This window comes from Pseudomonas sp. Leaf58, from assembly GCF_003627215.1.
GTDB lineage: Bacteria > Pseudomonadota > Gammaproteobacteria > Pseudomonadales > Pseudomonadaceae > Aquipseudomonas.
The window spans coordinates 78,097-102,029 of the sequence record NZ_CP032677.1 but is presented as its reverse complement, the minus strand read 5'-3'; the positions used below and the strand labels follow the sequence as shown (position 1 = coordinate 102,029).

Genomic DNA, 23,933 nt, shown 5'->3' with positions numbered 1-23,933 from the left:
CCAAAGCTCGCCCATGCGTTGCCTGATGTTCGTTTGCCTGCTGATTTGCGGCCTACCCTCATTCGCCCTCGACCGCTCGCGCGTTGAGGGCTACCTGTTGCCCAATGGCCTGCAGGTCATCCTCAAAGACGGCTATGAACGTGACCATGTGGCTATTCGCCTGGTGGTCGGGGTAGGCCTGGACGATTTCAATTGCGAGCAGAAAGAGCTGCCGCACCTGCTCGAGCACCTACTTTTCGGCGGGATAGACGAAACTGGCGAGGGCGGCCTGGAGGAGCGCTTGCAATCGCTGGGCGGGGAGTGGAACGCCTACACCAGCAGCGCCGACACCACCTTTGTTATCGAAGCCCCGGCGCGCAACCAGCGCAAAGTCCTCGACCTGCTGCTGGCAGTTATCCGCGACACCCGCATCGATGCCAAGGCCCTGGCCAATGCCAAGCACATCATCGAGCGCGAGGATGGCGGCCACTATGGCCACCTGCAGCGTTGGCTCGACCGCCAGGACATCGGCCACCCCGCCAGCGACCAGCTGGCCACAGAACTGGGTTTGAAGTGCCCCGAACGCTCCAACCTCGACAGCATGACCCTAGAGCAGGTGCAAACCTTGCGTGACCACTGGTACGCCGCCAACAACATGACCCTGATCATGGTCGGCGGCCTCGACCGCCTGTTACCGGCGTACCTGGAGCGCACCTTTGGCGAACTGCCAGCCACCGAACCGGAAGAACGCCGCACCTTGGAAAGCATCAGCCAGCCAGCTGAGCAGCGTCGCGACCTGACCCGCGGCTGGCTGGGCGACAGCGTCAAGCTGCACTGGCTGTTCATTGAGCCGGTGCTGGACAACGATCACCAGGCCACCCTCGACCTGTTGTCGCGCTACCTGGAGTGGGCGCTGTATGACCAGCTGCGCCTACGCAACGGCTTGTCCTACGGGCCCTCGGTACAACGCGAAAGCTTTGGCGACACCGGCCTGCTCAGCCTCAATGCCGACCTGGAACGCGAGGACATCGACCAGGCCGTCGAGGTGATGCAGGCGTTGTTCGCGCACCTGCGCAAGGAAGGGCTCGACCCGGATACCTTCGCCCGCATCAAGTACGCCAGTGTCGCCAAGGAAAGCTGGAGCACCCAGGGCAACAGCGCCTTGGCCGACTACTACTGGGGGGCATTGAACGACTATACCGATGGGCGCTTTGCCAACCCGGTGCGCAAGTTGCGCCAGGTCAGCCTGGCGCAGGCCAATGAGGCGCTGAAGGGCCTGCTCAAGGAGGAGGGGTACGTGCGTATCGAAAAGCCGTTGCTTGGCTATGATGAGCTTTACGGGCTGGTTGCCTTGCTGTTAGGGCTGATCCTGGCAGCGGGGCTGTTGCGCTGGCGTCGGCATGGCCCTGAAAAGCCGAGCGGTGCTACACGGTAGCGGTGAATCGGCGGTATCCTTTTGCCATTACCGGCCTCTTCGCGGGCACGCCCGCTCCCACAGAGTTCAGCGACAACCCGGACCCAGTGGGAGCGGGTGTGCCCGCGAAGAGGCCGGCACAACCCCCATCCTTTCTGTTGTAGCCCCCAATGCCCCAAATCCCCCAAGTCGTCCAACGCATCATCGAGCTGCTCAAACGCTACCCCGGCATCATCGCGCTTGGCGGTTTCCTCTCCGGCATCGGCAGCTTCATCCTGGTTGACCGCCAAGCTGGGCTGGCCAGCTGGGTGGCCGTACTCATGCTGGTCAGCTGGGTCTGGCTGATGCTGGAGAACACCCTCACCGGCCTGTTCGCACGCACCTTCAACCGCGAAATCCCACAGCCGCTGTTGCGCTACGCGACGCAGATGATCCACCAGGAATCGCTGTTCTTCGTGCTGCCGTTCTTCTTCATCACCACCACTTGGAACAGCAGCCAGCTGGTGTTCACCGGCTTGCTCACTGCAGCCGGCCTGATCTCGATCATCGACCCGCTGTACTACAAGTGGCTGGCACCGCGGCGTTGGCTGTTCCTGGCGTTGCATACCCTGACTTTGTTCGCCGCACTGCTGACAGCGTTGCCGATCATCCTGCACCTGACCACCGCGCAAAGTTTCAAACTGGCCTTGATCGCGGCCATGGCCCTGTCGTTCCCTAGCCTGGCCAGCAGCTTCCCGATCAACAACTGGCGCCGCGCCGTCGCGCTGGTACTGGTGACGTTGTCGGTCGGCGGCGGCGGCTGGCTGCTGCGCTCCTGGGTGCCGCCAGCCACCCTGTGGATGACCGAAGTGGCGGTCAGCACCGAAGTGCTGAACCGCCAACCGGGCGATTCGCTGGACGAAATTGCCGCCAGCCGTATTCGCAGCAGCGGCCTGTACGCCTACACCGCGATCAACGCGCCACGTGGCCTGAACGAGCGCATCTACCACGTGTGGCAAAAGGACGGCAAAGAGGTCGACCGTATTGCCCTGGACATCCACGGCGGGCGCAAGGAGGGCTACCGGGCCTGGACCCACAAGCAGAACTTCCCGCCGAACCCGGTGGGCAAGTGGCAGGTGAGGGTGCTGACCGAGGACGGCCAGGTAATTGGCGTGCTGCGCTTCAAGGTGGTCGACGATACACCGGCGCAATGATTGAAAAGGGGCTGCTAGGCAGCCCCTGGCCCCTTCAGACAGCACATAATCACCAAACAGCCCAGGCCCGCTGCGCTATGATCAGCCCCTACGCCTTAGTGCCGAGTCAGTTGCATGGAGCCTATGACCACCCCCAGCGCCACCCTGGACACCAGTAGCCAACCGGCCTGCCTGCGCATTACCGGTGACTGGACCCTGGCGCACTACGCCAGCCTCAAGCATGAGAGCGAGCGCCTGCGTACGCAATACGCCGCCGACACCGTCGCCGACCTTAGCCAACTTGGCCGCCTGGACACCGCCGGTGCCTCACTACTGGCCGAGCTGCTCGGTTCCGAGCGCCTGTCGCGCTGTACCCACGGCCTGCCCGAAGCCAGCCGCGCACTGCTAAAGAACGTTTACTGCTCGGTGCAGGACTACTGCATCCCAGTCAAGGAGCCCGAGCGCAATGTGCTGCTGTTGCTGCTGGAGCGCATCGGTTGCGCCGTCGGCACCTTGTGGCAAGACACCATGCAATTGCTCGGCTTCGTCGGCGTAATCCTCGAAACCCTGCTGCGCCGTGCCCTGCAGCCCCACCGCTGGCGCATTACCCCGGTCGTGGCACACATTGAGCAGACCGGCCTGGACGCCGCACCTATCGTTGCCTTGCTGACCTTCCTGGTAGGTGCGGTAGTGGCGTTCCTCGGCGCCACGGTGCTGGCTGCCTTCGGCGCGACCATTTTCACCGTCGACCTGGTGGCGTTCTCGTTCCTACGCGAGTTCGCCGTGCTGCTGACCGCTATCCTCATGGCCGGCCGCACCGCCAGCGCATTCACCGCCCAGATCGGCTCGATGAAAGCCAACGAAGAAATCGACGCCATCCGCACCCTGGGGCTGAACCCTATGGAACTGTTGGTGGTACCGCGGGTACTGGCCCTGTTGATATCGCTGCCGTTGCTCACCTTCATCGCGATGATTTGCGGCATTGTCGGCGGTGCTGTGGTGTGTGCGCTATCGCTGGACATCTCACCGGCGATGTTCCTGTCGCTGCTGCAAAGCGACATCGGCGTGCAGCACTTCCTGGTCGGCCTGGCCAAGGCACCGTTCTTCGCCTTCCTGATCGCCTCCATCGGCTGCCTGGAAGGCTTCAAAGTCAGCGGCAGCGCCGAATCGGTAGGGGCGCATACCACCTCGGCGGTGGTGCAATCGATATTCGTGGTCATCGTGCTGGACGCAGTGGCCGCCCTGTTCTGCATGGAGATGGGCTGGTGAGTGGCCAGGAAACCGTGATCGAGGCGCGTGGTATCTGCAACCGCTTCGGTCGCCAGAGCGTGCACGAAAACCTCGACCTAGACCTGTACCGCGGTGAGATTCTTGCCGTGGTCGGCGGGTCGGGCAGCGGCAAGTCGGTGTTACTGCGCAGCATCATCGGCCTGCGGCGGCCCAATGAAGGGCAAATCAAGGTGTTCGGCCAAGACTTAGCCAGCCTGCGCGAACAGCAGCGCTCACTGGTCGAGCGGCGCTTCGGCGTACTGTTCCAGAAGGGCGCGCTGTTTTCTTCGCTGACCGTGACCGAAAACGTGGCTTTGCCGCTAATCGAGCACGCCGGGCTGTCGCGTGCAGATGCCGAGCACCTGGCCGGGGTTAAGCTGGCCCTGGCCGGGCTGCCGATCTCGGCTGCCGACAAGTACCCAGCCTCGCTATCGGGGGGCATGATCAAGCGCGCAGCGTTGGCTCGGGCCCTGGCACTGGACCCTGACATCCTGTTCCTCGACGAGCCAACCGCCGGCCTGGACCCGATCGGCGCGGCCGCCTTCGACCAGTTGATCCTAACCCTGCGTGACGCCCTGGGCCTGTCGGTGTTTCTCATCACCCACGACCTCGACACCCTGTACACCATCACCGACCGCATCGCGGTGCTGTCGCAAAAGAAGGTCCTGGTGGCCGGCCCGCTGGCCGAGGTCGAGCAAACCAACGACGCCTGGATTCAAGAATACTTTCATGGCCCGCGCGGGCGGGCAGCCGAACAGGCCGCCACCCGTGCCGGGCAGGAGCGCTGAACAATGGAAACCCGAGCCCATCACGTCCTCATCGGCCTGGTCACTGTCCTGGTGGTGGCCGGCGCCATGCTGTTTGGCCTGTGGCTGACCAAATCCAGTGTCGACGACGCCTTCAAGGACTATGAGGTGGTATTCAACGAGGCCGTCTCGGGCCTATCCCGCGGCAGCCCGGTGCAGTACAACGGCATCAAGGTTGGCGACGTGTCGACCCTACGCCTAGACCCAAAAGACCCACGCCGGGTACTGGCACGGGTGCGCCTGAGCGCCGACACCCCGGTCAAGGAAGATACCCAGGCCAAGCTCACCCTGGCCGGCGTGACCGGTAACTCATTTATCCAGCTCAGCGGCGGCACCCCGAAAAGCCCTGAGCTTAAGGGCAAGGATGGCAAGCTGCCGGTGATCATTGCTTCGCCCTCGCCGATCTCGCGCCTGCTCAATGACAGCAGCGACCTGGTGACCAACATCAACCTGCTGCTGCACAACGCCAACCAGATGTTCTCCGACGACAACATCGGCCACCTCAGCAACACCCTGGCCAACCTCGACAAGACCACCGGCGCTTTTGCCGGCCAGCACGGCAGCATCGCCCAGGCCATCGAGCAACTGGTGCTGGTGGGCAAGCAGGCCAGTGCCACCCTGGCCGAAACCCAGGCGCTGATGCGCAATGCCAACGGCCTGCTGGGTAGCGAAGGCAAACAAGCCATCGGCAGCGCCGAGCAGGCCATGCAGGCGCTGGCCGAGAGCACCGCCACCATCAACAGCTTGCTGAAAGACAACAGCGAAGCCATCGGCGACGGGGCCCAGGGTCTGAACCAGCTGACCCCGGCGATTCGCGAGCTACGCGAAACCCTCAACGCACTCAAAGGCATTTCCCGGCAACTGGAAGCCGACCCCAGCGGCTACCTGCTCGGCCGCGACAACAACAAGGAGTTCCAGCCATGAAACCGTCGCTGCGCCTGCTGGCCCTGGCGGCCGCGCTGAGCCTGGCCAGTGCCTGCTCGATCCTGCCGCAAAGCGAACCCGTCGACCTCTACCGCCTGCCGGTGAACCAGCCTAGCCGCACGCCGCCGGTACTGGGCTGGTCATTGCGCCTGAACAAGCCGCTGGCCAGCGAAGTGCTGGCCGGGCCACGGATTGCCGTTATTCCCCAGGGCGATGTGGTTAGCAGCTACAAAGGCGCGCGCTGGGGCGATGCAGTGCCGGTGCTGCTGCGTAACCGCCTGCTCGACGGCTTCCAGCGTGACGGCCAGGTACAGCGCCTGAGCGCCGACGACAGTAACCTGCAAGCCGACTACGAGCTGGCCGGCGAACTGCAAGCGTTCCAGAGTGAATACCGTGCAGACGGTGCTGTGGAGGTGGTGATCCGCTATGACGCACGCCTGGTCCAGGGCCGCAGCCAGCGCATCTTGGCTAGCAAACGCTTCGAGATCCGCCAGCCGCTGGCTGACAAGCAGGTATCAGCGGTGGTTGCCGGGTTTGGCCAGGCCTGCGACCAACTGACCGGGCAGGTGGTGAGCTGGACCATTGCCCAAGCTGGCAGCAGTTACGCTCACTAAAGGCCTGCACGCTTTTGGGTGGGCGCGCGTCAGGCGAAGAACCAGTAGCAGACGAAGATTGCTGCGACCACACCTGAGAATTCGGCCAGCAGCGCGCAACCCACCGCATGACGCACCCGCTGGATACCCACGGCACCAAAGTACACCGCTAGCACATAGAAGGTGGTTTCGGTACTTCCCTGGATGGTTGCCGCCACCAGTGCCGGGAAGCTGTCTACACCGTGGGCCTGCATGGTCTCGATCAGCATCGCCCGCGCGGCACTACCAGAGAACGGCTTGACCAGCGCCGTGGGCAGGCCCTCGACGAAGCGGGTATCCAGGCCCAGCCAGGTCACCGCATGGCGGATACCGTCCAGGGCCAGCTCCAGGGCGCCGGACGCACGCAGCACACCGACCGCCACCAACATCGCCACCAGGTAGGGCAACAGGTTCTTGGCCACGTCGAAGCCTTCCTTGGCACCTTCGACAAAGGTTTCATACACCTTCACCCGCTTCAAGGCGCCAATCACCAGGAACAAGGTGATCACGCCAAACAGCGTGAGGTTGCCCAAGATCGACGACAGGCCGGCCAGCGCGGCCGCCGACAAGGTGCCAAGGAAGGCCATGAAGCCACCCAGCAGCAAGGCACCGGGGATCAGGTAGGCAAGCACCACCGGGTCCCACAAGCGCAGGCGCTGCATCACTGCCACAGACAGCAGGCCGACCAGGGTCGAGACACTGGTAGCCAGCAGGATGGGCAAGAACACCATGGTCGGGTCTGGCGCACCTTGTTGCGCCCGGTACATGAAGATGGTTACCGGCAGCAGGGTCAGCGACGAAGCATTGAGCACCAGGAACAGGATCTGCGCATTGCTCGCCGTGGTGCTGCTGGGGTTAAGCTCCTGCAGCGCGCGCATGGCCTTCAGGCCAATTGGCGTGGCGGCGTTGTCCAAACCGAGACCGTTGGCGGCGAAGTTCATGGTGATCAGGCCCAAGGCCGGGTGTCCGGGTGGCACTTCCGGCATCAGGCGGGCAAACAGCGGGCCAAGCACCTTGGCCAGCCACTCGACGATGCCGGCCTGCTCGGCGATCTTGAGAAAGCCCAGCCACAGGGTCAGCGTGCCGAACAGCAGCACCATCACTTCGACCGACAGCTTGGCCATGGCGAAGATGCTCTCGACCATCGCCGCAAAGATGCCGGCGTTGCCGCCTACCAGCCATTGGGCCAGGGCGGACACTGCCGCCACCAGGAAAAAGCCAAGCCAAAGGCCGTTGAGCATCCGTGTGTACCCCCTGAAAAATGCCCGAATAATAGCGGAAGTTGTCTGTACCGGCTTCATCGCCGGCAAGCCAGCTCCCACAGGGATGTCACAAGGCCCGAAGCCAGCGCGGTATCTGTGGGAGCTGCCTTGCCGCCGAAGGGCCGGTACAGGCGCCTGAGATTCTCACAGACAACAAAAAGCCCCGACAGGTCGGGGCTTCTTGTTCAGCACATAAGGCTCAGCGCTTGGCGGTCTCGCCAACCACAGCCGTTTGCTGCTTGCCGGCCATCAGCGAGGCGTAGTACTTCTCGCCTTTGGCTGCGTCGTACATGCCTTCCCAACGGGCAATGACCAGGGCTGCCAGGGCGTTGCCCACCACGTTCAAGGCGGTACGGGCCATGTCCATGATGCGGTCGACACCGGCGATGAAGGCCAGGCCTTCCAGCGGGATGCCCACGCTGCCCAGGGTGGCCAGCAGCACCACGAAGGAAACGCCCGGTACGCCAGCGATACCTTTGGAGGTGACCATCAGGGTCAGTACCAGCAGCAGCTGTTGGCTCCACGACAGGTCGATACCGTACAGCTGAGCAATGAAGATGGCCGCGATGCTCTGGTACAGGGTCGAACCGTCGAGGTTGAAGGAGTAGCCGGTCGGTACCACGAAGGAGCAGATCGACTTCGGCGCACCGTACTTTTCCATCTTCTCGATCACGCGCGGCAGCACGGTTTCCGAGCTGGAGGTGGAGTAGGCCAGAATCAGCTCATCTTTCATGATGCGCATGATCTTGATCACCGAGAAGCCGAACAGGCGCGCCACCAGGCCCAACACCATGAAGGCAAAGAAGGCGATGGCGAAGTACACCAGCACTACCAGCTTGGCCAGTGGCAGCAGCGAGCTGAAGCCGAAGTTGGCAACGGTCACAGCGATCAGGGCAAACACGCCGATTGGGGCGTAGTTCATGATCATGTGGGTGACCTTGAACATGGTTTCCGAGACGCCCTGGAAGGTGCGTACCAGCGGGTCACGCAGGTCTGCCTGCAAGCTCGACAAGCCCAGGCCGAACAAGACCGAGAAGAAGATGATCGGCAGCATTTCGCCACGCATCAGCGCTGCGAAGATGTTCGACGGGATCAGGTTGAGCAGGGTTTCGATGAACGCGTGCTCATGCTGCACTTCGGCAGCAGTGGCCTGGTACTTGGAAATGTCTACGGTACCCAGGGTGCTCATGTCGATGCCGGCGCCCGGGTGGAACAGGTTGGCCAGCACCAGGCCGACGACGATGGCGATGGTGGTCACCACCTCGAAGTAGATGATGGTCTTCAGGCCGATACTGCCCAGTTTCTTCGCATCGCCAACCCCGGCGATACCCACGATCAGCGAGGAAATCACGATCGGGACGACGATCATCTTGATCAGGCGAATGAAGATGTCACCAGCGGGCTGGAGGACGTTGCTGATCCACCATGCCTTTTCTGCACTGAAATGATTCAGTAGCGCGCCGATTGCAACACCCAGGACCAGACCTATGACGATCTGCCAGGCGAGGCTCAGTTTTGCCTTCTTCATGTCTTTACCCTTTGTTGTAGTGGTCATGGGCACCTAACGGAAACGCCCGTAACAGAGCCATCGGCTAGGTCAAGGGGCAACATATTGTTCCGTCCGGCAACTTCATGTAAGGACACCGCAGGCGAGCAACGGGGTGCTCGGGCCGGCGAAAAAGGCGGCAACTATTGCGATGGCAAAGGGGGAAATCTAATGCCTGAAACGCATAGCCCATACCATTTACGCATAATGTTTCTGGCCATTACGAGGGCTTTGTAAGTGATTGATTTATAACGTTCGGAAACCCGAACAAGACCAAGCCGCCATATTTCGGCAGATTTAGCCGTAGCGAACGTGCATGAAAAATGGCCTGTTCGACAATCCGAATGGCAGAAAAGGCACTTGAACGCGGGAGGGGGAAGGGGAAAAAAAACTGATATACGGTTAAGACAAAATGTGTCTTGAAGAACAAATCGCGCAGGGGAAGCGAAGTTTCCTACATGGCTCCTCGGAAGTCAGGTCTGACAAGATGCCCCAATGACACCGTCGACCTGATGCTTCCGATTTCGCCTTTCCTGACCCGGCCCAATGCTGGAGGCACTCCCTGTACCCCTAGGCCACTCCGATCCTGCAACAATCAGAACAGCCCGGCCCCTTGGTCATGTGCTGCCCCTCCTCGGGGCGGCGCATCATAGAAGGCTGAAATATAGAAAGGTTCAGCTTCTATTACGTGACAGTGCATGACTTTCATTCGTACCGGCTGCCAACGCTCAGTACCAGTTCGGGTCACGCTTAAGCTGCTCCTGCAGCATTGCTTTCATGCCGTCGTCCGGCTTACCCAACCAGCGGTACTGCGCGTGGCGGGTGGGCGACTTGTCGTTCGGCAACCCTTCGGGTACTTCCACGAGCATCCCGTAGGCATCGTCCTTGTCCCAGCTGAACGCCACGATCAGGCGCTTGTAAGTGCAGTTAGTGTGGGCCTCGCACAACGGGCCCACCAAGTACTGCTCGCCATCTTCGGTGACGGCAGACATCTGCTGCTGGGCACTGCCGGTCAAATTGACCACCCAATCGGGTAAGCGTTCCTCGCCTTTAATGGTGTCCTGCCAGGCTTGCCGGTACTCCGGGTCTGAACCAAGCAATTGGTCGGCCCGGACTTGGCCGTCATTGGCCGCCATCGCCGCAGCGCTGCTACCCAGCAACAGCGCAGCAGCCAGGGCTGAACAGTGCATCCTGCCCATCTTCAACCTCGTCCACGTCCAAAGAAGAAGGAGGCTACGAACAGTACCAGGAAGACAATGAACAGAATCTTCGCGATACCCGTGGCAGCGCCCGCGATACCACCGAAGCCCAACACAGCGGCAACAATGGCGATGATGAGGAAAGTGATAGCCCAGCTCAGCATGGTGGTTCTCCTTTCTTTATCGGGATGAGTCCGGCCGGCAGGTCAAAAGACCCAGCGGTCCTGGGGTACGACATTTTCCAGGGTGGCCGGTGAGGCAGAGGCCTGGCCCGTTTGCAGCGGGTCAGCGGCCTTGACTAGGGTGTTGGCACGGGATGCCTGAATCTGCGTCAACAGGGCTGTCTGCGCCGCCACTTGCTCGGCCAGCCGCGCGGTCTGCCAGCTGTAATAGAAGAGGCCAGCGGCCAAGGTCAGCAGCAGCGCCATGCCAAGTGACAGCATCTGGCGCAGGGGCAGTGCAGCGGTCTGCGAGCGGTTGACGGATTGGCGGTTCATGCCGGCTCCTCCTGCTGTAATTCTTGTTCAAACCTGAACAGGTAATTGCAGCCTGCATGCCAGCCTTCCCTATCTAATAAAAATCTTTTAAATCAACAAGTTATGAAAGATATGCCAGGTCGACGAGGACGTATCCTGCACGATAGGCCCGCCAGCGTCGTGCGAATTGCACGATTAGCCCTCAACCTTGGTCGCCACCTTGAGCAGGTCGGCATCCACCCCGCGCACACCCACTATCTGCCGGGCGATCTCCACGGCGATGGTTTTCTGCTCGTTGCTGACCACTTCGCCCGACAGCCGCACCAAGCCCTCTTCACTGGCCACTTTCAGGTTGAGGCCATCGAGATTGCGGCTGAAGCGGTAGCTATTTTGAATCTTGTCGATTATCCAGCTATCGCTCGGTTGCGGCCCAGTGGGCGCCCCAACCGGGGTTTCTCGCGCCTTTGCCATCGCGGTGGTATCAAGGCTGACCAGATTGTTGACCAAGTGAACGCCATCCGTAGTACGCGCCACCACACCAGCCAACTCCTTGGCCTCGGCACTGTCGACCTTGCCCCGCAGGGTCACCACACCATCGCTGCTTTGTACTTCTATAGGTGCCTTCTCCGTGGTGCGGCTCCACAGCAGCCGCGCACGGATCACTGCCGCCAGGGTGGCGTCTTCCAGGCGCTGGGCGTAGGCACGCAACGCTAGCGGGCGCTCCACCAGTTGGGCGTTGACCCGCAGCTGGTTGTCGACCTTTTCAATGCCGCGGGTGGCCAACGCAACATGCTCGGCCAACTGCCGCTCGACGTCGTTCTCAACCTCACCGGAAAGCCGCGCTTGCTTGCCATCCACCTGCACCTCAATCCTGAAAGGGTCGAGCATGCGGTTCAATGACAGGGCAGTTTGCAGGGCACCTTCCAGGCGCGCGTCCTGTACCGGGTCGGCAAATGCCGGGGTGAACACCGGCAGCAAAGCGGCCGCCAAAACGGCGGTACGGATAGATAAAGGCATGGTCGCGCCTCCTTTTTGTAGGCATTAACTGAAAATCGTCGCAACCAATGTGCCAGCGCGTGCCTCTAAGCAAATCATCGGGATAGCGCGGTTTACCGGGGGCGCTTGGCCATTGGCTAGCATGCAAAGGACAGAATCCTTCAGAATTGACCATGCAACTTGCCCGATTTTTCCCACACTAATTGAAGATCTATCCCTAAGGAGCGCAGGACATGGAATCAGCCCAGGACAACCAAGGCCGCATTCTGCTGGTGGATGACGAGTCCGCGATCCTCCGCACGTTCCGCTACTGCCTCGAGGACGAGGGCTACAGTGTGGCCACGGCCAACAGCGCCGCACAGGCCGAAACCCTGCTGCAGCGTCAGGTATTCGACCTGTGCTTCCTGGATTTGCGTCTGGGTGAAGACAACGGCCTCGATGTGCTGGCGCAGATGCGTATCCAGGCTCCTTGGATGCGAGTGGTGATTGTCACTGCGCACTCGGCGATCGACACCGCGGTGGATGCGATCCAAGCCGGTGCCGCCGATTACTTGGTCAAGCCGTGCAGCCCCGACCAATTGCGCCTGGCCACTGCCAAGCAACTGGAAGTGCGCCAGCTTTCCGCGCGCCTGGAAGCCCTGGAAGGCGAAGTACGCAAACCCAAGGACGGCCTCGACTCGCATAGCCCGGCCATGATGGCGGTGCTGGAAACCGCCCGTCAGGTCGCCACCACCGACGCCAATATTCTTATTCTTGGCGAGTCCGGTACCGGTAAAGGCGAGCTGGCCCGTGCCATCCATGGCTGGAGCAAACGGGCGCGCAAAGCCTGCGTGACCATCAACTGCCCGTCGCTGAATGCCGAACTGATGGAAAGCGAGCTGTTCGGCCACACCCGCGGCGCCTTTACCGGCGCCAGCGAAAGTACCCTGGGGCGGGTCAACCAGGCGGATGGGGGCACATTGTTCCTCGACGAGATCGGCGATTTCCCACTGACCTTGCAACCAAAGCTGTTGCGCTTCATCCAGGACAAGGAATACGAGCGCGTCGGCGACCCGGTCACCCGCCGTGCCGATGTACGCATCCTCGCCGCCACCAACCTCAACCTCGAAGAGATGGTGCGCGAAAGCCGCTTCCGCGAAGACCTGCTGTACCGCCTGAACGTCATTACCCTGCACCTGCCGCCCCTGCGCGAGCGCAGTGAAGACATCCTTACCCTGGCCGACCGTTTCCTCGCCCGCTTCGTCAAGGAATACTCCCGGCCCGCCCGTGGTTTCAGTGAGGAAGCGCGAACGGCCCTGCTCAACTACCGCTGGCCCGGCAACATTCGCGAACTGCGCAACGTGGTCGAGCGGGCGAGTATCATCTGCCCACAAGAACGCGTGGAAGTCAGCCATCTGGGCATGGGCGAGCAGCCCGCCGGCAATGCCCCGCGCGTCGGCGCAGCGCTGAGCCTGGATGAACTGGAACGCGCCCACATTGGCGCGGTGCTGGCCGCTAGCGACACCCTGGACCAGGCCGCCAAGACCCTGGGCATCGATGCCTCCACGCTGTACCGCAAGCGCAAGCAGTACAACCTATGAAGTGGCCGCCCATGAAGCTGCGCACGCGGCTTTTCCTCAGCATCTCGGCGCTGGTCACCGTGGCCCTGCTCGGGCTGCTGCTGGGCCTGGTCAGCGTGCTGCAGATGGCTACCGTGCAGCAGCAATTGGTCCGCGACACTACCCACACCCTAGAAGTTGGGCTGAAGTTGCGGCAAAACCTTGGCGAGCAATTGACCCTGCTGCTTGATGAAGACACCGCCCCGGAGAACCTCCGGCTGCTGCAGGACAACTTCCTGGCCCTGCTTAACCAAGGGCTGGAACAGGGCGGCGAGCGTACCGGGTTCAGCAAAGCCCGCAGCAACTACCAGGCCTTCCTCCAGGCTTACCGCAACAGCAATGCACCCGCCCACAGCATGGGCGTGGAGCAACCCCTAGGCGCTGCGTTCAATCAGGTCCGTACCGACCTGATCGACTCCAACAAGCAAGCGCTGGAGCACATCACCCGCAGCGAGGAATACACGCGTGACCGCGCACTGCTGGTTAGCGGCGTGCTTGGCCTCATGGGCCTGCTGGTACTCGTACTGGGCTTCGTCACCGCGCACAACATCGCCCGGCGCTTCGGCCAGCCGATCGAAGCCTTGGCCAAAGCAGCCGACCAGCTCGGCGAGGGCAATTTCGACGTCACCCTACCGGTTACCCAAGCCACTGAGCTGAGCCAGCTAACCCGCCGCTTCGGCCTGATGGCCGAAGCCATGCGCAAGCACCAGGCCACTAACGTCGATGAGCTGCTGGCCGGCCAGCAGCGCTTGCAGGCCGTACTGGACAGCATTGACGATGGCCTGCTGATCATTGATCGCCAAGGCCGTCTGGAGCACCTTAACCCGGTCGCGCAGCGCCAGCTGGGCTGGACCGACAGCCGTGTGGGCAGCAGCCTGGCCGAGGCCCTGCAGCGCCCGGAGCTGGAGCAGCAGCTACGCCAGGTACTGCGCGGTGGCAGCCTCGACCGCCCACCGGACGACCTGAACATGGAGGTTGATGAAGAAACGCGCCTGCTCACCTACAGCCTGACCCCGGTCAGCCACCCGCAAGGGCCGATCCTTGGCGCGGTGATGGTGCTGCACGATGTCACCGAACAGCGGGCCTTCGAGCGCGTGCGCAGTGAGTTCGTGCTGCGTGCCTCACACGAGTTGCGCACGCCGGTGACCGGCATGCACATGGCCTTTGGCTTGCTGCGTGAACGGCTCAAATTCCCGCCCGAGGCGCGCGAGCACGACCTGCTGGAAACCATCAGCGAGGAAATGCAGCGGCTGACCCAGTTGATCAACGACCTGCTCAACTTCTCCCGCTACCAAAGCGGGCTGCAGAAGCTTGACCTGGCCCCCTGCGCTATCGATCAATTGCTGGCGCGCGCACAGCTGCGCTTTGCCGAGCAGGCTGCACACAAGCAAATCGAATTGATCCAGGAACTGGAGCCGCCGCTGCCGCGTATCCAGGCCGACGTCGCCCAGCTTGACCGGGTGTTGGACAACCTGCTGCACAACGCTATCCGCCATACCGCCAGCGGTGGGCGTATCCGCTTGCATGCGCGACGGCATGCGGAGCGGGTGATCGTCAGCGTCGAGGACAATGGTGAAGGCATTGCCTACGGGCAGCAGGGACGTATCTTCGAGCCCTTCGTGCAGGTAGGGCGCAAAAAAGGTGGTGCGGGGCTGGGGCTAGCGCTGTGCAAGGAGATCGTACAGCTGCATGGCGGGCGCATGGGCGTGTTTTCGCGGCCGGGGCAGGGCACCCAGTTCTACATGGCGCTGCCGGTCTGACTCAGCCAGAACACAGAGGGCGCGCAGGCAGCCAGATAACACTCAATGCTCAACCCGTTTCGGCAGCCGCCCGCGGGTTACCAGTTCGGCAAACTGCCGGGCGTTCAGCGGCCGGGCAAACAGCCAGCCCTGGCCATAATTGACCCCTTCGCTGTTCAGCAGCACGGCCTGGTCCTCACATTCGATGCCCTCGGCAATCACCCGCAAATGCAGGTCATGGGCCATGCGGATGATATGCGGCGCCACACCGCTGCTGGCGGCGTCGTGCCCTAAGGCATCGATGAACGCCTTGTCGATCTTCAGGCAGTCTACCGGCAGGGTTTGCAAGTAAGCCAGGCTGCAATAGCCGGTACCAAAGTCATCGATCAGCACTTGGTGGCCCACCGCACGCAACGCCTGCAGGTTGTCACGGGCCACCACAACATCGATCAGGCCGCGCTCGGTCACCTCAAAAGCAATCTGGCTAGCCGACACCCTGTGCAAGGCCAACAGACGTGCAGCCACCCGGCCGATACGCGGCACCATCACATCGCAGGCCGCCAGGTTGACCGAAATGTACAAGTTGGGATGCGAGCGCAGCAGTTGCCCTAGCTGTTCCAGCACGCGCTGCAGGACAAAGTCGGTGATCTGGCGAATCTGGCCGGTATTTTCCGCCAACGGGATGAACAGGTCCGGGCTGGTCAGGGTGCCATCCGGGCGGCGCCAGCGCACCAGAGCCTCGGCCCCCACGCAACGCCGGCTGTCGAGTTCAAAGATCGGCTGGTATAGCACCTGCAGCTCGCCACGGCGCAAGGCATTTTGCAATTCCGAGCTCATCGAGCGCCGTTGCAGGATTAACTGCAGCACCAGCCAGCCAATGCAACAAGCCGCCAGCACACTACCGGGGAACAGCAGCCAGAGCATGCCATTCATCCTCAGCGGCAGGCTGGCACGCGGGGCAATCAGCACCAGTTGATAGTCCGGTGACTTGGTCGGCATACGGTAGATCAGGCGGTCACTGAGTTCGAGCAGCGACTTGTGGCTGGTCGACCAGGCCGAGGGCGGCGGCCATACCTGCGGCGGGCCCAATACCGGGATGGCCCGGGCGCCGTTGTCCAGTACCACCACCAGGCTACCGCCCGGCGGCAGGTCGACCACATCGGTCAGGTGCCCACGGGAAGTCGAGACAACGAACTTGCCCCGCCCCAGCATCAGCGCGGCCAAATTCTCGTTCGGCTCGGTCGTGGTGTTCAGCCAGTAGCTGTAGGTCGGCCCCTGAATGTCAGGCGCGCGCAAGGGTTCGAACGCCCGCTCGTCACCGCGGTTGGAGCAGGCAACGTTGCCATCCACATACGCCGCTTCATAGATGAACCGCGAACTCAGCCCTACCTGCTGCAATGCCGCCAACATCGCCGGGCTGCAGCCGCGCAAGGGCTGCGCCTGCAGCAGGTCGACCCCTTCACGCAACTGGCCGAATACCTGCTCGAGGCGCTCGAGAAAGCGTTCGCCCTGGGCATTCATCTGTTCGCTCTCGCTTTGCTTCATCTGTTGCAAGGCAATGCCGATGCTGGCAGTAAGCAAAACCGCGGCGCTGGTCAATGCTGCCAAGGTGGCCAGCATCCAGGGACGGTAAAAAATTTGGCGCAGCAAGACGATGAGAGCTGACATCGAAGGCATCCAGTTGATTACCAAGGTATAGCAACTGAATCAAGAATCATCCTCGCCGTTTGGCGCTTCGCTGGAACTTCTACAAGCCACCTACGGGCTCAACGCATCCGATTGAGTACCTGCAACATTGCTGCCGTCTGGGCATCCGGTGTGCCATCGAAACGCTGTGGGCGGAAGCGCATCTGGAATGCGGCGATCACATGGCGGGTGGCAACATCCAGCACCCCGGTCTGCTCGAGCGCATAGCCAAATCGCGCCAGCTCTTGCTGATACCAGCCAACGCTCGGTGGGTTGACGCTGAAATAGGCCTGTTGCCGCGCAACCGCATTGGCATCCGGCCAGACGCCCAGCCCGGCATCGGCCAGGCGCTTCCAGGGGAACAACGGCCCCGGGTCCAGTTTACGCAACGGTGCGATATCGCTGTGGCCGATGATGTGCCGTGGCTCAATGTTGTTGCGCTTGACGATGTCCTTGAGCAGGGCGATCAGCGACTGCACCTGCGCTTCGCTATAGGGGTGCCAGACGCGGCCATTCGGGGTGTCGGTAAAGCCCGGGTTGACGATTTCGATACCGATGGAAGAAGAATTCAGCCAGGTCCGTCCTTGCCACTGGCTGTCACCGGCATGCCAGGCACGGCGGTTTTCATCCACCAACTGGTAGACCGTGGCCGGGCCATCGCCAATCAGGTAATGGCTACTGACTTCGCCATGGGTCAGCAGCGCCAGGGACCGCTCCAGCGAAGCATTGGTGTAATGGAGGACCACAAACTGGATACGGTTGTCCTGGTTGACCGAAGGGTGGCTACGGTCAATGCGAAGGCCCGTCGAACACCCGGCAACAGACAGTAGCAAAAGGGAAATCAGGTTTTTTTTAAGCGTGGAAAGCACATCAGTGGCCTCAGCGTATTAGCGCTACAGTATAACGTGCTCCCCCACCGCCGTGCTTGCCGCGAGTCAGCTGCTGCACATCAGCATGAACTCCAGCGCGTTGTCGCCGCTTGCGCTTTCCACATCCACCAATTGGGTCATGACGGTCACATGGCTGGTTAGCGGAGCACCAATGACTTTGGCCTGGCCATGCAGTTGCCGCTCATAGGTACTGGCGTCGATTGGCGAAGCTACACAGAAACGAGGGTTGCCTGACACGGCCGAAGGCTTGAGCAAAATCTTGTACTGATTGAAATAGTTGGGTTGCGCCTGCAGTTCGACACTGCTGACCCATTCAGGGGACTGCTGCAGCAGCGTGCCATCCGCAGCGACATGCGCAGTCAGGAGGGTTGGCTCGGCGTGGACGCCGGCCTGGAACGCCAGCCCGACCATCAGCGGCAGGTACCATGCTCGTATTTTCATGTTCAGGTTCCTTGTGTGGATCGACGAAGGCCAGCCACCTGCTGGCCAGGCCTGCCAGTGTCAACCCACACACCACCGCGAACGTGGTAACTATCTACCCCTGTTCGACGCGATTGCGCCCCAGCTCCTTGGCCCGGTACAGCGCCGCATCGGCGCGCTTGAGCACTTGGTCGCCGCGCTCGCCTGAACGGAATGCGCCCAGGCCAATGGACGTGGTGATCACCACCCGTTCGCCCTTGAAGTGGAACGGGCAGGCTTCGATTGTGGCACGCAGCACCTCGGCCACCTGGGCGGCTGCGGCCGGGGTGGTCTGCGGCAGGAGCAGGACAAACTCCTCGCCGCCAAAACGGGCAATAAAGTCGCGGCCGCGCAGGCGCTTGCGCAACTGGTCGGCGACAATCTTCAGTACCTTGTCCCCGGCCAAGTGCCCATAACTGTCGTTGATACGCTTGAAATGGTCCAGGTCGAGGATGGCCATCGCCAAGTGGCCGCCGTTTTCCTGCCATTCGATGATTTCGCGCTCAACCCGCTCGCTCCACGCCGCACGGTTGGGTAGGCCGGTAAGGGGATCGAGCAGGGCTTTTTGCCGCTGCTCCTCCAGGTGTTCGCGATAGCCAAGTGCCTCATGCTCCATATTCGCCACCCGCTCCGCCAGCCCTTGCAGGCGCCCGGCCAGCTCATGCTCACGGCGATCGCGCTCATGCTTGTGTGCGTCCATGGTCACTAGCAGGCCTTCCAGGCGGTTTTCCAAGATGTGCTTGAGGCTGTCCACATCGGCGGCACCTTGCACACTGCTCTGCAGCCCATCGACGTGTTCACGCAGTTGGGTATCCAGTTCTCGGGCGGCAGAACTGTTGTCGGCGTGGCCGGCGCTGGCTTCGTGCAGGTGGCTCTGGAAGCCTTCCAGGCGTTCGTTGAGCTGCTGCAGGTAGGTTTCGAATTCGTGCTGACCACTGTCGGTGATCGCCAACATGAGCACGGCCAGGTCATCCAGCACCGGGATCAGCTCATACCAGTTCAAGCCGCGTGCGACTCGCTCACGCATCTCCAGCGCTTGGGCCTTATGCCGCTCGGGCAGGCTAAGGTCATCGAGCAGGCCGATCAGGGTCTGCTCGATATGCGCAGCAACCTGGCTATAGGGTGGCTCCACCGCATAGGGCAAGGCATAGGGGCCGTCCTCGCCGAAGGTTTCTTCGAGGGTTTGTAGCGGCTCTGTTTTAGCCAACAGTTCGCTGCCGGCAGCTTCAGGCCTGAGCATTTCGCCCACTCCTGGGCCCAGTATTTCGCCAGGCACTTCGTCCTGCAGTGGCTGCGACCGCGGGGCGGGCGACGTGTCGGGCGTATCGATCAGCGCGGGGCCAAATGCCTCGAACTCGGGCGCTACTACCGGCTCGGTGGCGGGGCCGGGCAGCGGTAGCAGCGCATCCACCTCGTCGGGCTGCGCGACATCGACACTGCCCGCTGCTGCGTGGGGCGGCGTTTCGGCCGCAGGCACCAGCACCGGCACAAGCGCTGGTTCGTCTTGCGCGTCATCCTCGCGGCTGCCGAACAAGCGTTGCAAAAAGCCTGGCCGGGTTTCTTCACCCGGCTTGCCCAGGGCCGACAGTGCCCGGCCCTGCAGGCCGCTCAACTCACCCAACAGCGGCGGCAAGTCGCGTGACTGGGCAACGCCACCGTCAAGTTTTTTCGCCAGCTTTTTTAGCGGCCTTGAGATATCGCTGGGCAGCGGCAGGCCTTGCAGTTGGTCAACCAGCGCGGTCAGCGCATCGCTGACCTGGTTCATGCGCGTTTCACGGCGTTGTTCGGAGTCCAGTACCGCTTTTTCAAGCCGCGGAATCAGCCCGGCAAGGCCGGCGTCCACGTTATCGCTGCGAATGACCTCGCGCATTTCCTTCATGCACTGGTCTACCACCTTGTCACTGCCTTCAGCAGCCAGGGTGCTGCGCACCAGGCCGCGGCGCAGCAGGTCGAATCGGGCGTCCCAACGGCGTTCGAGCTTTTCCTGTTGCTCGATGCTTTTCAGGTATTTTTCTTTCCAGCGCTCTGCTTCTTCGGTCATGCCTGGATCCGCGACGGGTGATACATCTGGGCTGTCTGATTACACGCTGTCGGCGTGCACCGCGAACACTTGAGGGCGTGCGAGGCTTTAGCTGATTCAGCTCAAGACCGGCAGCGTATCCACAGTCAATGCATCAGGCAATCGGATCTCTACGGCGACCGGAAGGTGGTCGGAAATGGGTTGTGCCAACACCTCGACACGCTCCAGCGTGAGGCTTGGGCTGAGCAGGATGTGGTCCAGGCAACGCTGCGGTCGCCAGCTGGGGAAGGTGGCCTCGACTTGCGGGGCAACCAGGCCCAGGTCACGTAGCGGCGAATGCTCCAGCAGGTCGGTGGCATGAGTGTTCATGTCACCCATCAGCACCTGATGGCGGTAGCCACCAATCAGTTCGCGGATGTAACCCAGTTGAAGGGCGCGGGTCTTGGCACCCAGCGCCAGGTGCATCATCACCACGATCAACGCATCTTCGCCCTCGCCAAAACGCACCAGAATCGCACCACGCCCAGCGGGGCCGGGCAACGGGTGATCCTCGAGCAGATGCGGTTTCAGGCGGCTGAGCACGCCATTGCTGTGTTGGGCGAAACGCCCAAGGTTGCGGTTGAGCTGCTGGTACCAGTAGGGAAAGGCACCCAGATGGGCCAAGTGCTCCACCTGGTTGACGTAGCCTGAGCGCAGACTACCGCCATCGGCCTCTTGCAAGGCCACCAGGTCGAAGTCGCCCAGCAGCTTGCCAATCTTCTGCAAGTTGCCGGCACGCCCGTTGTGTGGCAGCAAGTGCTGCCAACTACGGGTCAGGTAATGCCGGTAGCGCTCGGTGCTGATACCGACCTGAATATTGAAACTGAGCAGCCGCAGGCGACCATCCTCGGGCAGGCCGGGGGCCTGCAGGTGATGCGCGTTGACCTGCGGCTGGTGCAGGCCAATGCCACGCGTAGACCTGAAGCGGGGCATTGTTTTGCGCCGCTTACTTAGCGGCGCGCTCCTTGCCGATCAGCTGGTCGGCGACGTTCAGCACGCCTTCCGGCCCGCCAGCGGTACCCAGGTCGAAACGGTATTTGCCGTTGACCACCATGCTTGGTACGCCGGTAATTTCGTACTTCTTCGCCAGTTCCTTGGCCTGTTTGACCTGGCCCTTGATGGCGAACGAGTTGAAGGTGGCGAGGAACTTGTCCTTGTCCACGCCTTGGGTGGCGAGGAAGTCAGCCATGTCCTGCGGGTCGGTCAGGCGTTTGTGCTGGTTCTGGATGGCATCGAACACCGCCGCGTGCACCTTCTGCTCGACACCCATGGCTTCGAGGGTCAGGAACATCTGGCCGTGAGCGTCCCATGGGCCACCGAACATGGCCGGTACGCGCTTGAAGTTGACGTCCTTGGGCAGCTTGTCGACCCATGGGTTGATGACAGGCTCAAAGTGGTAGCAGTGAGGGCAGCCGTACCAGAACAGCTCGACCACTTCGATTTTGCCAGGCACGGAAACCGGAACAGGGTTGCTCAGCTCGATATATTCCTTGCCAGCAACAGGCTCGGCGGCCTGAACGGCAGTCATACCGAATACGCTGGCGGCGACCAGCGCGGCGCTGAGAATCAGTTTACGCATGCTTTACTCCTGAGCAGTCATGGGTCGCCTCGACGCAACCTGTAATGAGACAGGCCGGGAAGGGCGCGAGTTCTGTAGTGTAACGGCAGCGGACGGAAAAAAGGGCGGTGCAGCCGCCCTTTCATCATTGGCCTACAACATTAACTGAAAGTTAATGCAGGCCCTGGATGTAGCTGGCCAACGCCTCGATGTCGTGGTTGCTCAGCTTGCCGGCGATGGTGCGCATGGTCATGGCATCGCCGTCGTTGGTGCGGTTGCCTTCACGGAAGTCGGTCAGTTGCTTGGTCACGTACTGCGAGTGCTGCCCGCCCAAGTGCGGGAAGCCGGCCAGGGCGATGCCCGCGCCGTTCGGCGAGTGGCAACCGGTGCAGGCAGGCATGCCTTTTTCCAGGTCACCACCGTTGAACAGCGCACGGCCACGCTCGACCAACTTGGGATCGGCCGCGCCCACGCTGCCTTTCTGGCTGGCGAAGTAGGCGGCGATATCGGCCAGGTCCTGATCGCTGAACGCGGCCAGCATGCCAGTCATCTCCAGCACAGTGCGCTTGCCCGACTTGATATCGTGCAGTTGTTTTTCGAGGTAGCGCTGGCCTTGGCCAGCCAGTTTCGGGAAGTTCGGTGCCAGGCTATTACCGTCGGGGTTGTGGCAGGCGCCACAGACGGCCGTCTTGGCTTGGCCGGCGGCGGCATCGCCTTTGACGGGTTGCGCAGCAGTGGCCGCACCTGCGACACCCAAGGTCAACAGCAGACTCACGACTAGTTTGTTCATCAGCTAATCCAACACGGCTAAGGGTGAAATGTTATGTATCGGGACTGCCACTCATCCAAAGGATGACCAAACGGTAGTCCTCGGCACTGCAGTCCATGCACAATCCACGCGGCGGCATAGCCTTGAAACCCTGGGTGACGTGCTTAACCAGTACATCCATGCCTTGCGCCAGCCTTGGCTCCCAAGCTGCCCGGTCACCCTGCCTGGGTGCCTGTGGCAACTGCCCGGTGTGACAGGCCGCACACGTGCGGTTGTACAACACCTCGGGATCCTGTGTAGCCTGTGCGCTGAAAACCGGCAGGAATATACCGACAGCAAGCAGCCATTTCGCCATGCGGAACGACCTTCAGGGTTGGGGGCCGCGCTGCGTTCTGTTGCGCGAGCTATTGTTCGACACCCCATGCCCATTCCCCTTCGCTTGGAGAATGAGCACACAAAAACTGGGGCATTATATACTTCCGCCATCCAAACGGAAACGACACCGCTTGCCAGGCTCGGGCCTACAGAGTCAGGCAACACCCACATCGGATATCCCATGCAAGTCAAGAACCCCATCCTCGGCCTCTGCCAGAAAGCCAAATTCGCCCTCAGCGCTGCCAAGGTCGAACAATGCCCGGACGACCAGGGTTACGAGGTGGCTTTCGCCGGCCGCTCCAACGCCGGCAAATCCAGCGCCCTCAACACCCTGACTCATGCCAGCCTGGCGCGCACCTCGAAAACTCCCGGGCGCACCCAGCTGTTGAATTTCTTCAGTCTGGACGATGAACGGCGTTTGGTCGACCTGCCGGGCTACGGTTATGCAAAAGTGCCGATTCCGCTGAAGCAGCACTGGCAGAAACACCTGGAAGCCTACCTGGGCAGCCGTGAATGCCTGCGCGGCATCATCCTGATGATGGACGTGCGCCACCCGATGACCGACTTCGACAAGATGATGCTCGACTGGGCCAAGGCTAGCGGCATGCCCATGCACATCCTGCTGACCAAGGCCGACAAGCTGACCCACGGCGCAGGCAAGAACACCCTGCTCAAAGTGCAGTCGGAAATCCGTAAGGGCTGGGGTGACGCGGCGAGTATTCAGTTGTTCTCGGCGCCCAAGCGCCAAGGCCTCGAAGAGGCTTACCGCGTGCTGGCGGACTGGATGGAGCTGGAGGACAAGCCCGTCGCCTGAAAGTTGGCCGTTACTTTGTAGGAGCGGTTTTACCCGCGAATGCGGCGGGGCATCCGACCTCGCATTCGCGGGTAAAACCCGTCCCCACAGGGTTTACTGCAAGCCTTTAGGTAAATTCCAGGCAAAAAAAACCCCGGACTTCGTATGGGGAGGGGGAAGTTCGGGGTCCAAGTCCGGACCGCTAGGGCGGGGTCCAGATATCTGCCAACACTTAACACAACATAGGAGCATCGAAGGGCTTCACCAGCCATTCAGTTACTCTGAGTTCCGGTTCACCGGTTTAGTTCCAAAACGCTGAAAACTATTTGCGC

At 61.7% G+C, this 23,933-nt stretch carries 23 protein-coding genes; 9 read left to right on the top strand and 14 right to left on the bottom strand.

Annotation, left to right across the window (positions count from 1 at the left end):
• Positions 1–13 precede the first annotated feature (13 nt).
• From DV532_RS00505 to DV532_RS00475, 6 genes are all read left to right on the top strand, one after another.
• Positions 14–1,414 (top strand): pitrilysin family protein, encoded by a 1,401-nt coding sequence (locus DV532_RS00505; RefSeq protein WP_056793663.1) that lies wholly within the window; start codon positions 14–16, stop codon positions 1,412–1,414.
• A gap of 149 nt (positions 1,415–1,563) precedes the next feature.
• Positions 1,564–2,586, top strand: coding sequence for a DUF5924 family protein (locus DV532_RS00495; RefSeq protein ID WP_056793665.1), 1,023 nt, complete (start codon positions 1,564–1,566; stop codon positions 2,584–2,586).
• Between the two features lie 114 nt (positions 2,587–2,700).
• Positions 2,701–3,834 (top strand): ABC transporter permease, encoded by a 1,134-nt coding sequence (locus tag DV532_RS00490; RefSeq protein WP_056793667.1) that lies wholly within the window; start codon positions 2,701–2,703, stop codon positions 3,832–3,834.
• Positions 3,831–4,622, top strand: coding sequence for an ABC transporter ATP-binding protein (locus DV532_RS00485; protein WP_056793669.1), 792 nt, complete (start codon positions 3,831–3,833; stop codon positions 4,620–4,622). Before DV532_RS00490 ends, DV532_RS00485 begins: the two co-directional genes overlap by 4 nt.
• A gap of 3 nt (positions 4,623–4,625) precedes the next feature.
• Positions 4,626–5,564 carry an MlaD family protein gene (locus DV532_RS00480; RefSeq protein ID WP_056793671.1) on the top strand — a complete coding sequence of 313 codons (939 nt, stop codon included), beginning with the start codon at positions 4,626–4,628 and terminating at the stop codon, positions 5,562–5,564.
• A complete protein-coding gene (locus DV532_RS00475) occupies positions 5,561–6,178 on the top strand; it encodes an ABC-type transport auxiliary lipoprotein family protein (RefSeq protein ID WP_056793673.1) in 618 nt (205 codons plus the stop codon). The genes DV532_RS00480 and DV532_RS00475 overlap by 4 nt, the downstream gene beginning before the upstream one ends.
• A gap of 29 nt (positions 6,179–6,207) precedes the next feature.
• On the opposite strand, the gene DV532_RS00470 is transcribed toward DV532_RS00475, so the two are convergent.
• The 6 genes from DV532_RS00470 to DV532_RS00445 all read right to left on the bottom strand — a co-directional run bounded on the left by DV532_RS00470 (position 6,208) and on the right by DV532_RS00445 (position 11,696).
• Positions 6,208–7,437 (bottom strand): nucleoside recognition domain-containing protein, encoded by a 1,230-nt coding sequence (locus tag DV532_RS00470; RefSeq protein ID WP_056793675.1) that lies wholly within the window; start codon positions 7,435–7,437, stop codon positions 6,208–6,210.
• A 220-nt stretch (positions 7,438–7,657) separates the two neighbouring features.
• Positions 7,658–8,986, bottom strand: a complete 1,329-nt coding sequence (gltP, locus tag DV532_RS00465) for a glutamate/aspartate:proton symporter GltP (protein ID WP_056793677.1) — start codon at positions 8,984–8,986, stop codon at positions 7,658–7,660.
• A gap of 746 nt (positions 8,987–9,732) precedes the next feature.
• A complete protein-coding gene (locus tag DV532_RS00460) occupies positions 9,733–10,203 on the bottom strand; it encodes an inhibitor of vertebrate lysozyme family protein (RefSeq protein ID WP_056793679.1) in 471 nt (156 codons plus the stop codon).
• A 2-nt stretch (positions 10,204–10,205) separates the two neighbouring features.
• The gene (locus tag DV532_RS00455) at positions 10,206–10,367 is read right to left on the bottom strand and encodes a DUF1328 domain-containing protein (protein WP_003252966.1); all 162 of its coding nucleotides are present in this window, start codon (positions 10,365–10,367) and stop codon (positions 10,206–10,208) included.
• 42 nt (positions 10,368–10,409) lie between these two features.
• Positions 10,410–10,700, bottom strand: coding sequence for a hypothetical protein (locus tag DV532_RS00450; protein ID WP_056793681.1), 291 nt, complete (start codon positions 10,698–10,700; stop codon positions 10,410–10,412).
• A 174-nt stretch (positions 10,701–10,874) separates the two neighbouring features.
• On the bottom strand, positions 10,875–11,696 hold the full coding sequence (locus DV532_RS00445; protein WP_056793683.1) for a BON domain-containing protein: 822 nt from the start codon (positions 11,694–11,696) through the stop codon (positions 10,875–10,877).
• A 212-nt stretch (positions 11,697–11,908) separates the two neighbouring features.
• Here DV532_RS00445 and algB point away from each other — a divergent pair, with 212 nt between their 5' ends.
• Both algB and DV532_RS00435 read left to right on the top strand, forming a co-directional pair.
• Positions 11,909–13,255, top strand: coding sequence for a sigma-54-dependent response regulator transcription factor AlgB (gene algB, locus DV532_RS00440; RefSeq protein ID WP_056793685.1), 1,347 nt, complete (start codon positions 11,909–11,911; stop codon positions 13,253–13,255).
• On the top strand, positions 13,252–15,033 hold the full coding sequence (locus DV532_RS00435; protein ID WP_056793687.1) for a KinB sensor domain-containing domain: 1,782 nt from the start codon (positions 13,252–13,254) through the stop codon (positions 15,031–15,033). Before algB ends, DV532_RS00435 begins: the two co-directional genes overlap by 4 nt.
• 42 nt (positions 15,034–15,075) lie before the next feature.
• Here the strand turns inward: DV532_RS00435 and DV532_RS00430 are convergent, their stop codons facing one another.
• The 8 genes from DV532_RS00430 to DV532_RS00395 all read right to left on the bottom strand — a co-directional run bounded on the left by DV532_RS00430 (position 15,076) and on the right by DV532_RS00395 (position 22,788).
• The gene (locus tag DV532_RS00430) at positions 15,076–16,680 is read right to left on the bottom strand and encodes an EAL domain-containing protein (protein ID WP_056793689.1); all 1,605 of its coding nucleotides are present in this window, start codon (positions 16,678–16,680) and stop codon (positions 15,076–15,078) included.
• A gap of 98 nt (positions 16,681–16,778) precedes the next feature.
• Positions 16,779–17,567, bottom strand: a complete 789-nt coding sequence (locus tag DV532_RS00425) for an N-acetylmuramoyl-L-alanine amidase (protein ID WP_056793691.1) — start codon at positions 17,565–17,567, stop codon at positions 16,779–16,781.
• 66 nt (positions 17,568–17,633) lie between these two features.
• Positions 17,634–18,029, bottom strand: a complete 396-nt coding sequence (locus DV532_RS00420; RefSeq protein ID WP_056793693.1) for a hypothetical protein — start codon at positions 18,027–18,029, stop codon at positions 17,634–17,636.
• A gap of 94 nt (positions 18,030–18,123) precedes the next feature.
• Complete coding sequence (locus DV532_RS00415; protein WP_056793695.1) at positions 18,124–20,088, bottom strand: GGDEF domain-containing protein; 1,965 nt, start codon at positions 20,086–20,088, stop codon at positions 18,124–18,126.
• 96 nt (positions 20,089–20,184) lie between these two features.
• Positions 20,185–21,039, bottom strand: a complete 855-nt coding sequence (locus DV532_RS00410) for an endonuclease/exonuclease/phosphatase family protein (protein ID WP_056793697.1) — start codon at positions 21,037–21,039, stop codon at positions 20,185–20,187.
• Positions 21,040–21,052: 13 nt separating this feature from the next.
• Entirely contained in the window at positions 21,053–21,685 is a 633-nt protein-coding gene (gene dsbA / locus DV532_RS00405) for a thiol:disulfide interchange protein DsbA (RefSeq protein ID WP_056793700.1), read from the bottom strand.
• A gap of 151 nt (positions 21,686–21,836) precedes the next feature.
• Positions 21,837–22,454: a cytochrome c gene (locus DV532_RS00400; RefSeq protein WP_056793702.1), complete on the bottom strand. Its 618-nt coding sequence runs from the start codon at positions 22,452–22,454 to the stop codon at positions 21,837–21,839.
• A 31-nt stretch (positions 22,455–22,485) separates the two neighbouring features.
• Positions 22,486–22,788 carry a cytochrome c5 family protein gene (locus DV532_RS00395; protein WP_056793704.1) on the bottom strand — a complete coding sequence of 101 codons (303 nt, stop codon included), beginning with the start codon at positions 22,786–22,788 and terminating at the stop codon, positions 22,486–22,488.
• A 201-nt stretch (positions 22,789–22,989) separates the two neighbouring features.
• Between DV532_RS00395 and yihA the strand changes: the two genes are divergently transcribed.
• Complete coding sequence (gene yihA / locus DV532_RS00390; protein WP_056793705.1) at positions 22,990–23,622, top strand: ribosome biogenesis GTP-binding protein YihA/YsxC; 633 nt, start codon at positions 22,990–22,992, stop codon at positions 23,620–23,622.
• The last annotated feature ends 311 nt before the right edge of the window (positions 23,623–23,933 follow it).

What these genes read in the sequence shown, in the direction of transcription:
- DV532_RS00455 (WP_003252966.1), bottom strand. Translation starts at nt 10,367, where the DNA reads ATGCTGAGCTGGGCTATCACTTTCCTCATCATCGCCATTGTTGCCGCT.
- DV532_RS00450 (WP_056793681.1), bottom strand. Translation starts at nt 10,700, where the DNA reads ATGAACCGCCAATCCGTCAACCGCTCGCAGACCGCTGCACTGCCCCTG.
- gltP (WP_056793677.1), bottom strand. Translation starts at nt 8,986, where the DNA reads ATGAAGAAGGCAAAACTGAGCCTCGCCTGGCAGATCGTCATAGGTCTG.
- dsbA (WP_056793700.1), bottom strand. Translation starts at nt 21,685, where the DNA reads ATGCGTAAACTGATTCTCAGCGCCGCGCTGGTCGCCGCCAGCGTATTC.
- DV532_RS00470 (WP_056793675.1), bottom strand. Translation starts at nt 7,437, where the DNA reads ATGCTCAACGGCCTTTGGCTTGGCTTTTTCCTGGTGGCGGCAGTGTCC.
- DV532_RS00480 (WP_056793671.1), top strand. Translation starts at nt 4,626, where the DNA reads ATGGAAACCCGAGCCCATCACGTCCTCATCGGCCTGGTCACTGTCCTG.
- DV532_RS00460 (WP_056793679.1), bottom strand. Translation starts at nt 10,203, where the DNA reads ATGGGCAGGATGCACTGTTCAGCCCTGGCTGCTGCGCTGTTGCTGGGT.
- DV532_RS00435 (WP_056793687.1), top strand. Translation starts at nt 13,252, where the DNA reads ATGAAGTGGCCGCCCATGAAGCTGCGCACGCGGCTTTTCCTCAGCATC.
- DV532_RS00430 (WP_056793689.1), bottom strand. Translation starts at nt 16,680, where the DNA reads ATGTCAGCTCTCATCGTCTTGCTGCGCCAAATTTTTTACCGTCCCTGG.
- DV532_RS00495 (WP_056793665.1), top strand. Translation starts at nt 1,564, where the DNA reads ATGCCCCAAATCCCCCAAGTCGTCCAACGCATCATCGAGCTGCTCAAA.
- yihA (WP_056793705.1), top strand. Translation starts at nt 22,990, where the DNA reads ATGCAAGTCAAGAACCCCATCCTCGGCCTCTGCCAGAAAGCCAAATTC.
- DV532_RS00400 (WP_056793702.1), bottom strand. Translation starts at nt 22,454, where the DNA reads ATGAACAAACTAGTCGTGAGTCTGCTGTTGACCTTGGGTGTCGCAGGT.
- DV532_RS00475 (WP_056793673.1), top strand. Translation starts at nt 5,561, where the DNA reads ATGAAACCGTCGCTGCGCCTGCTGGCCCTGGCGGCCGCGCTGAGCCTG.
- DV532_RS00490 (WP_056793667.1), top strand. Translation starts at nt 2,701, where the DNA reads ATGGAGCCTATGACCACCCCCAGCGCCACCCTGGACACCAGTAGCCAA.
- DV532_RS00505 (WP_056793663.1), top strand. Translation starts at nt 14, where the DNA reads ATGCGTTGCCTGATGTTCGTTTGCCTGCTGATTTGCGGCCTACCCTCA.
- DV532_RS00395 (WP_056793704.1), bottom strand. Translation starts at nt 22,788, where the DNA reads ATGGCGAAATGGCTGCTTGCTGTCGGTATATTCCTGCCGGTTTTCAGC.
- DV532_RS00445 (WP_056793683.1), bottom strand. Translation starts at nt 11,696, where the DNA reads ATGCCTTTATCTATCCGTACCGCCGTTTTGGCGGCCGCTTTGCTGCCG.
- DV532_RS00415 (WP_056793695.1), bottom strand. Translation starts at nt 20,088, where the DNA reads ATGACCGAAGAAGCAGAGCGCTGGAAAGAAAAATACCTGAAAAGCATC.
- DV532_RS00410 (WP_056793697.1), bottom strand. Translation starts at nt 21,039, where the DNA reads ATGCCCCGCTTCAGGTCTACGCGTGGCATTGGCCTGCACCAGCCGCAG.
- algB (WP_056793685.1), top strand. Translation starts at nt 11,909, where the DNA reads ATGGAATCAGCCCAGGACAACCAAGGCCGCATTCTGCTGGTGGATGAC.
- DV532_RS00420 (WP_056793693.1), bottom strand. Translation starts at nt 18,029, where the DNA reads ATGAAAATACGAGCATGGTACCTGCCGCTGATGGTCGGGCTGGCGTTC.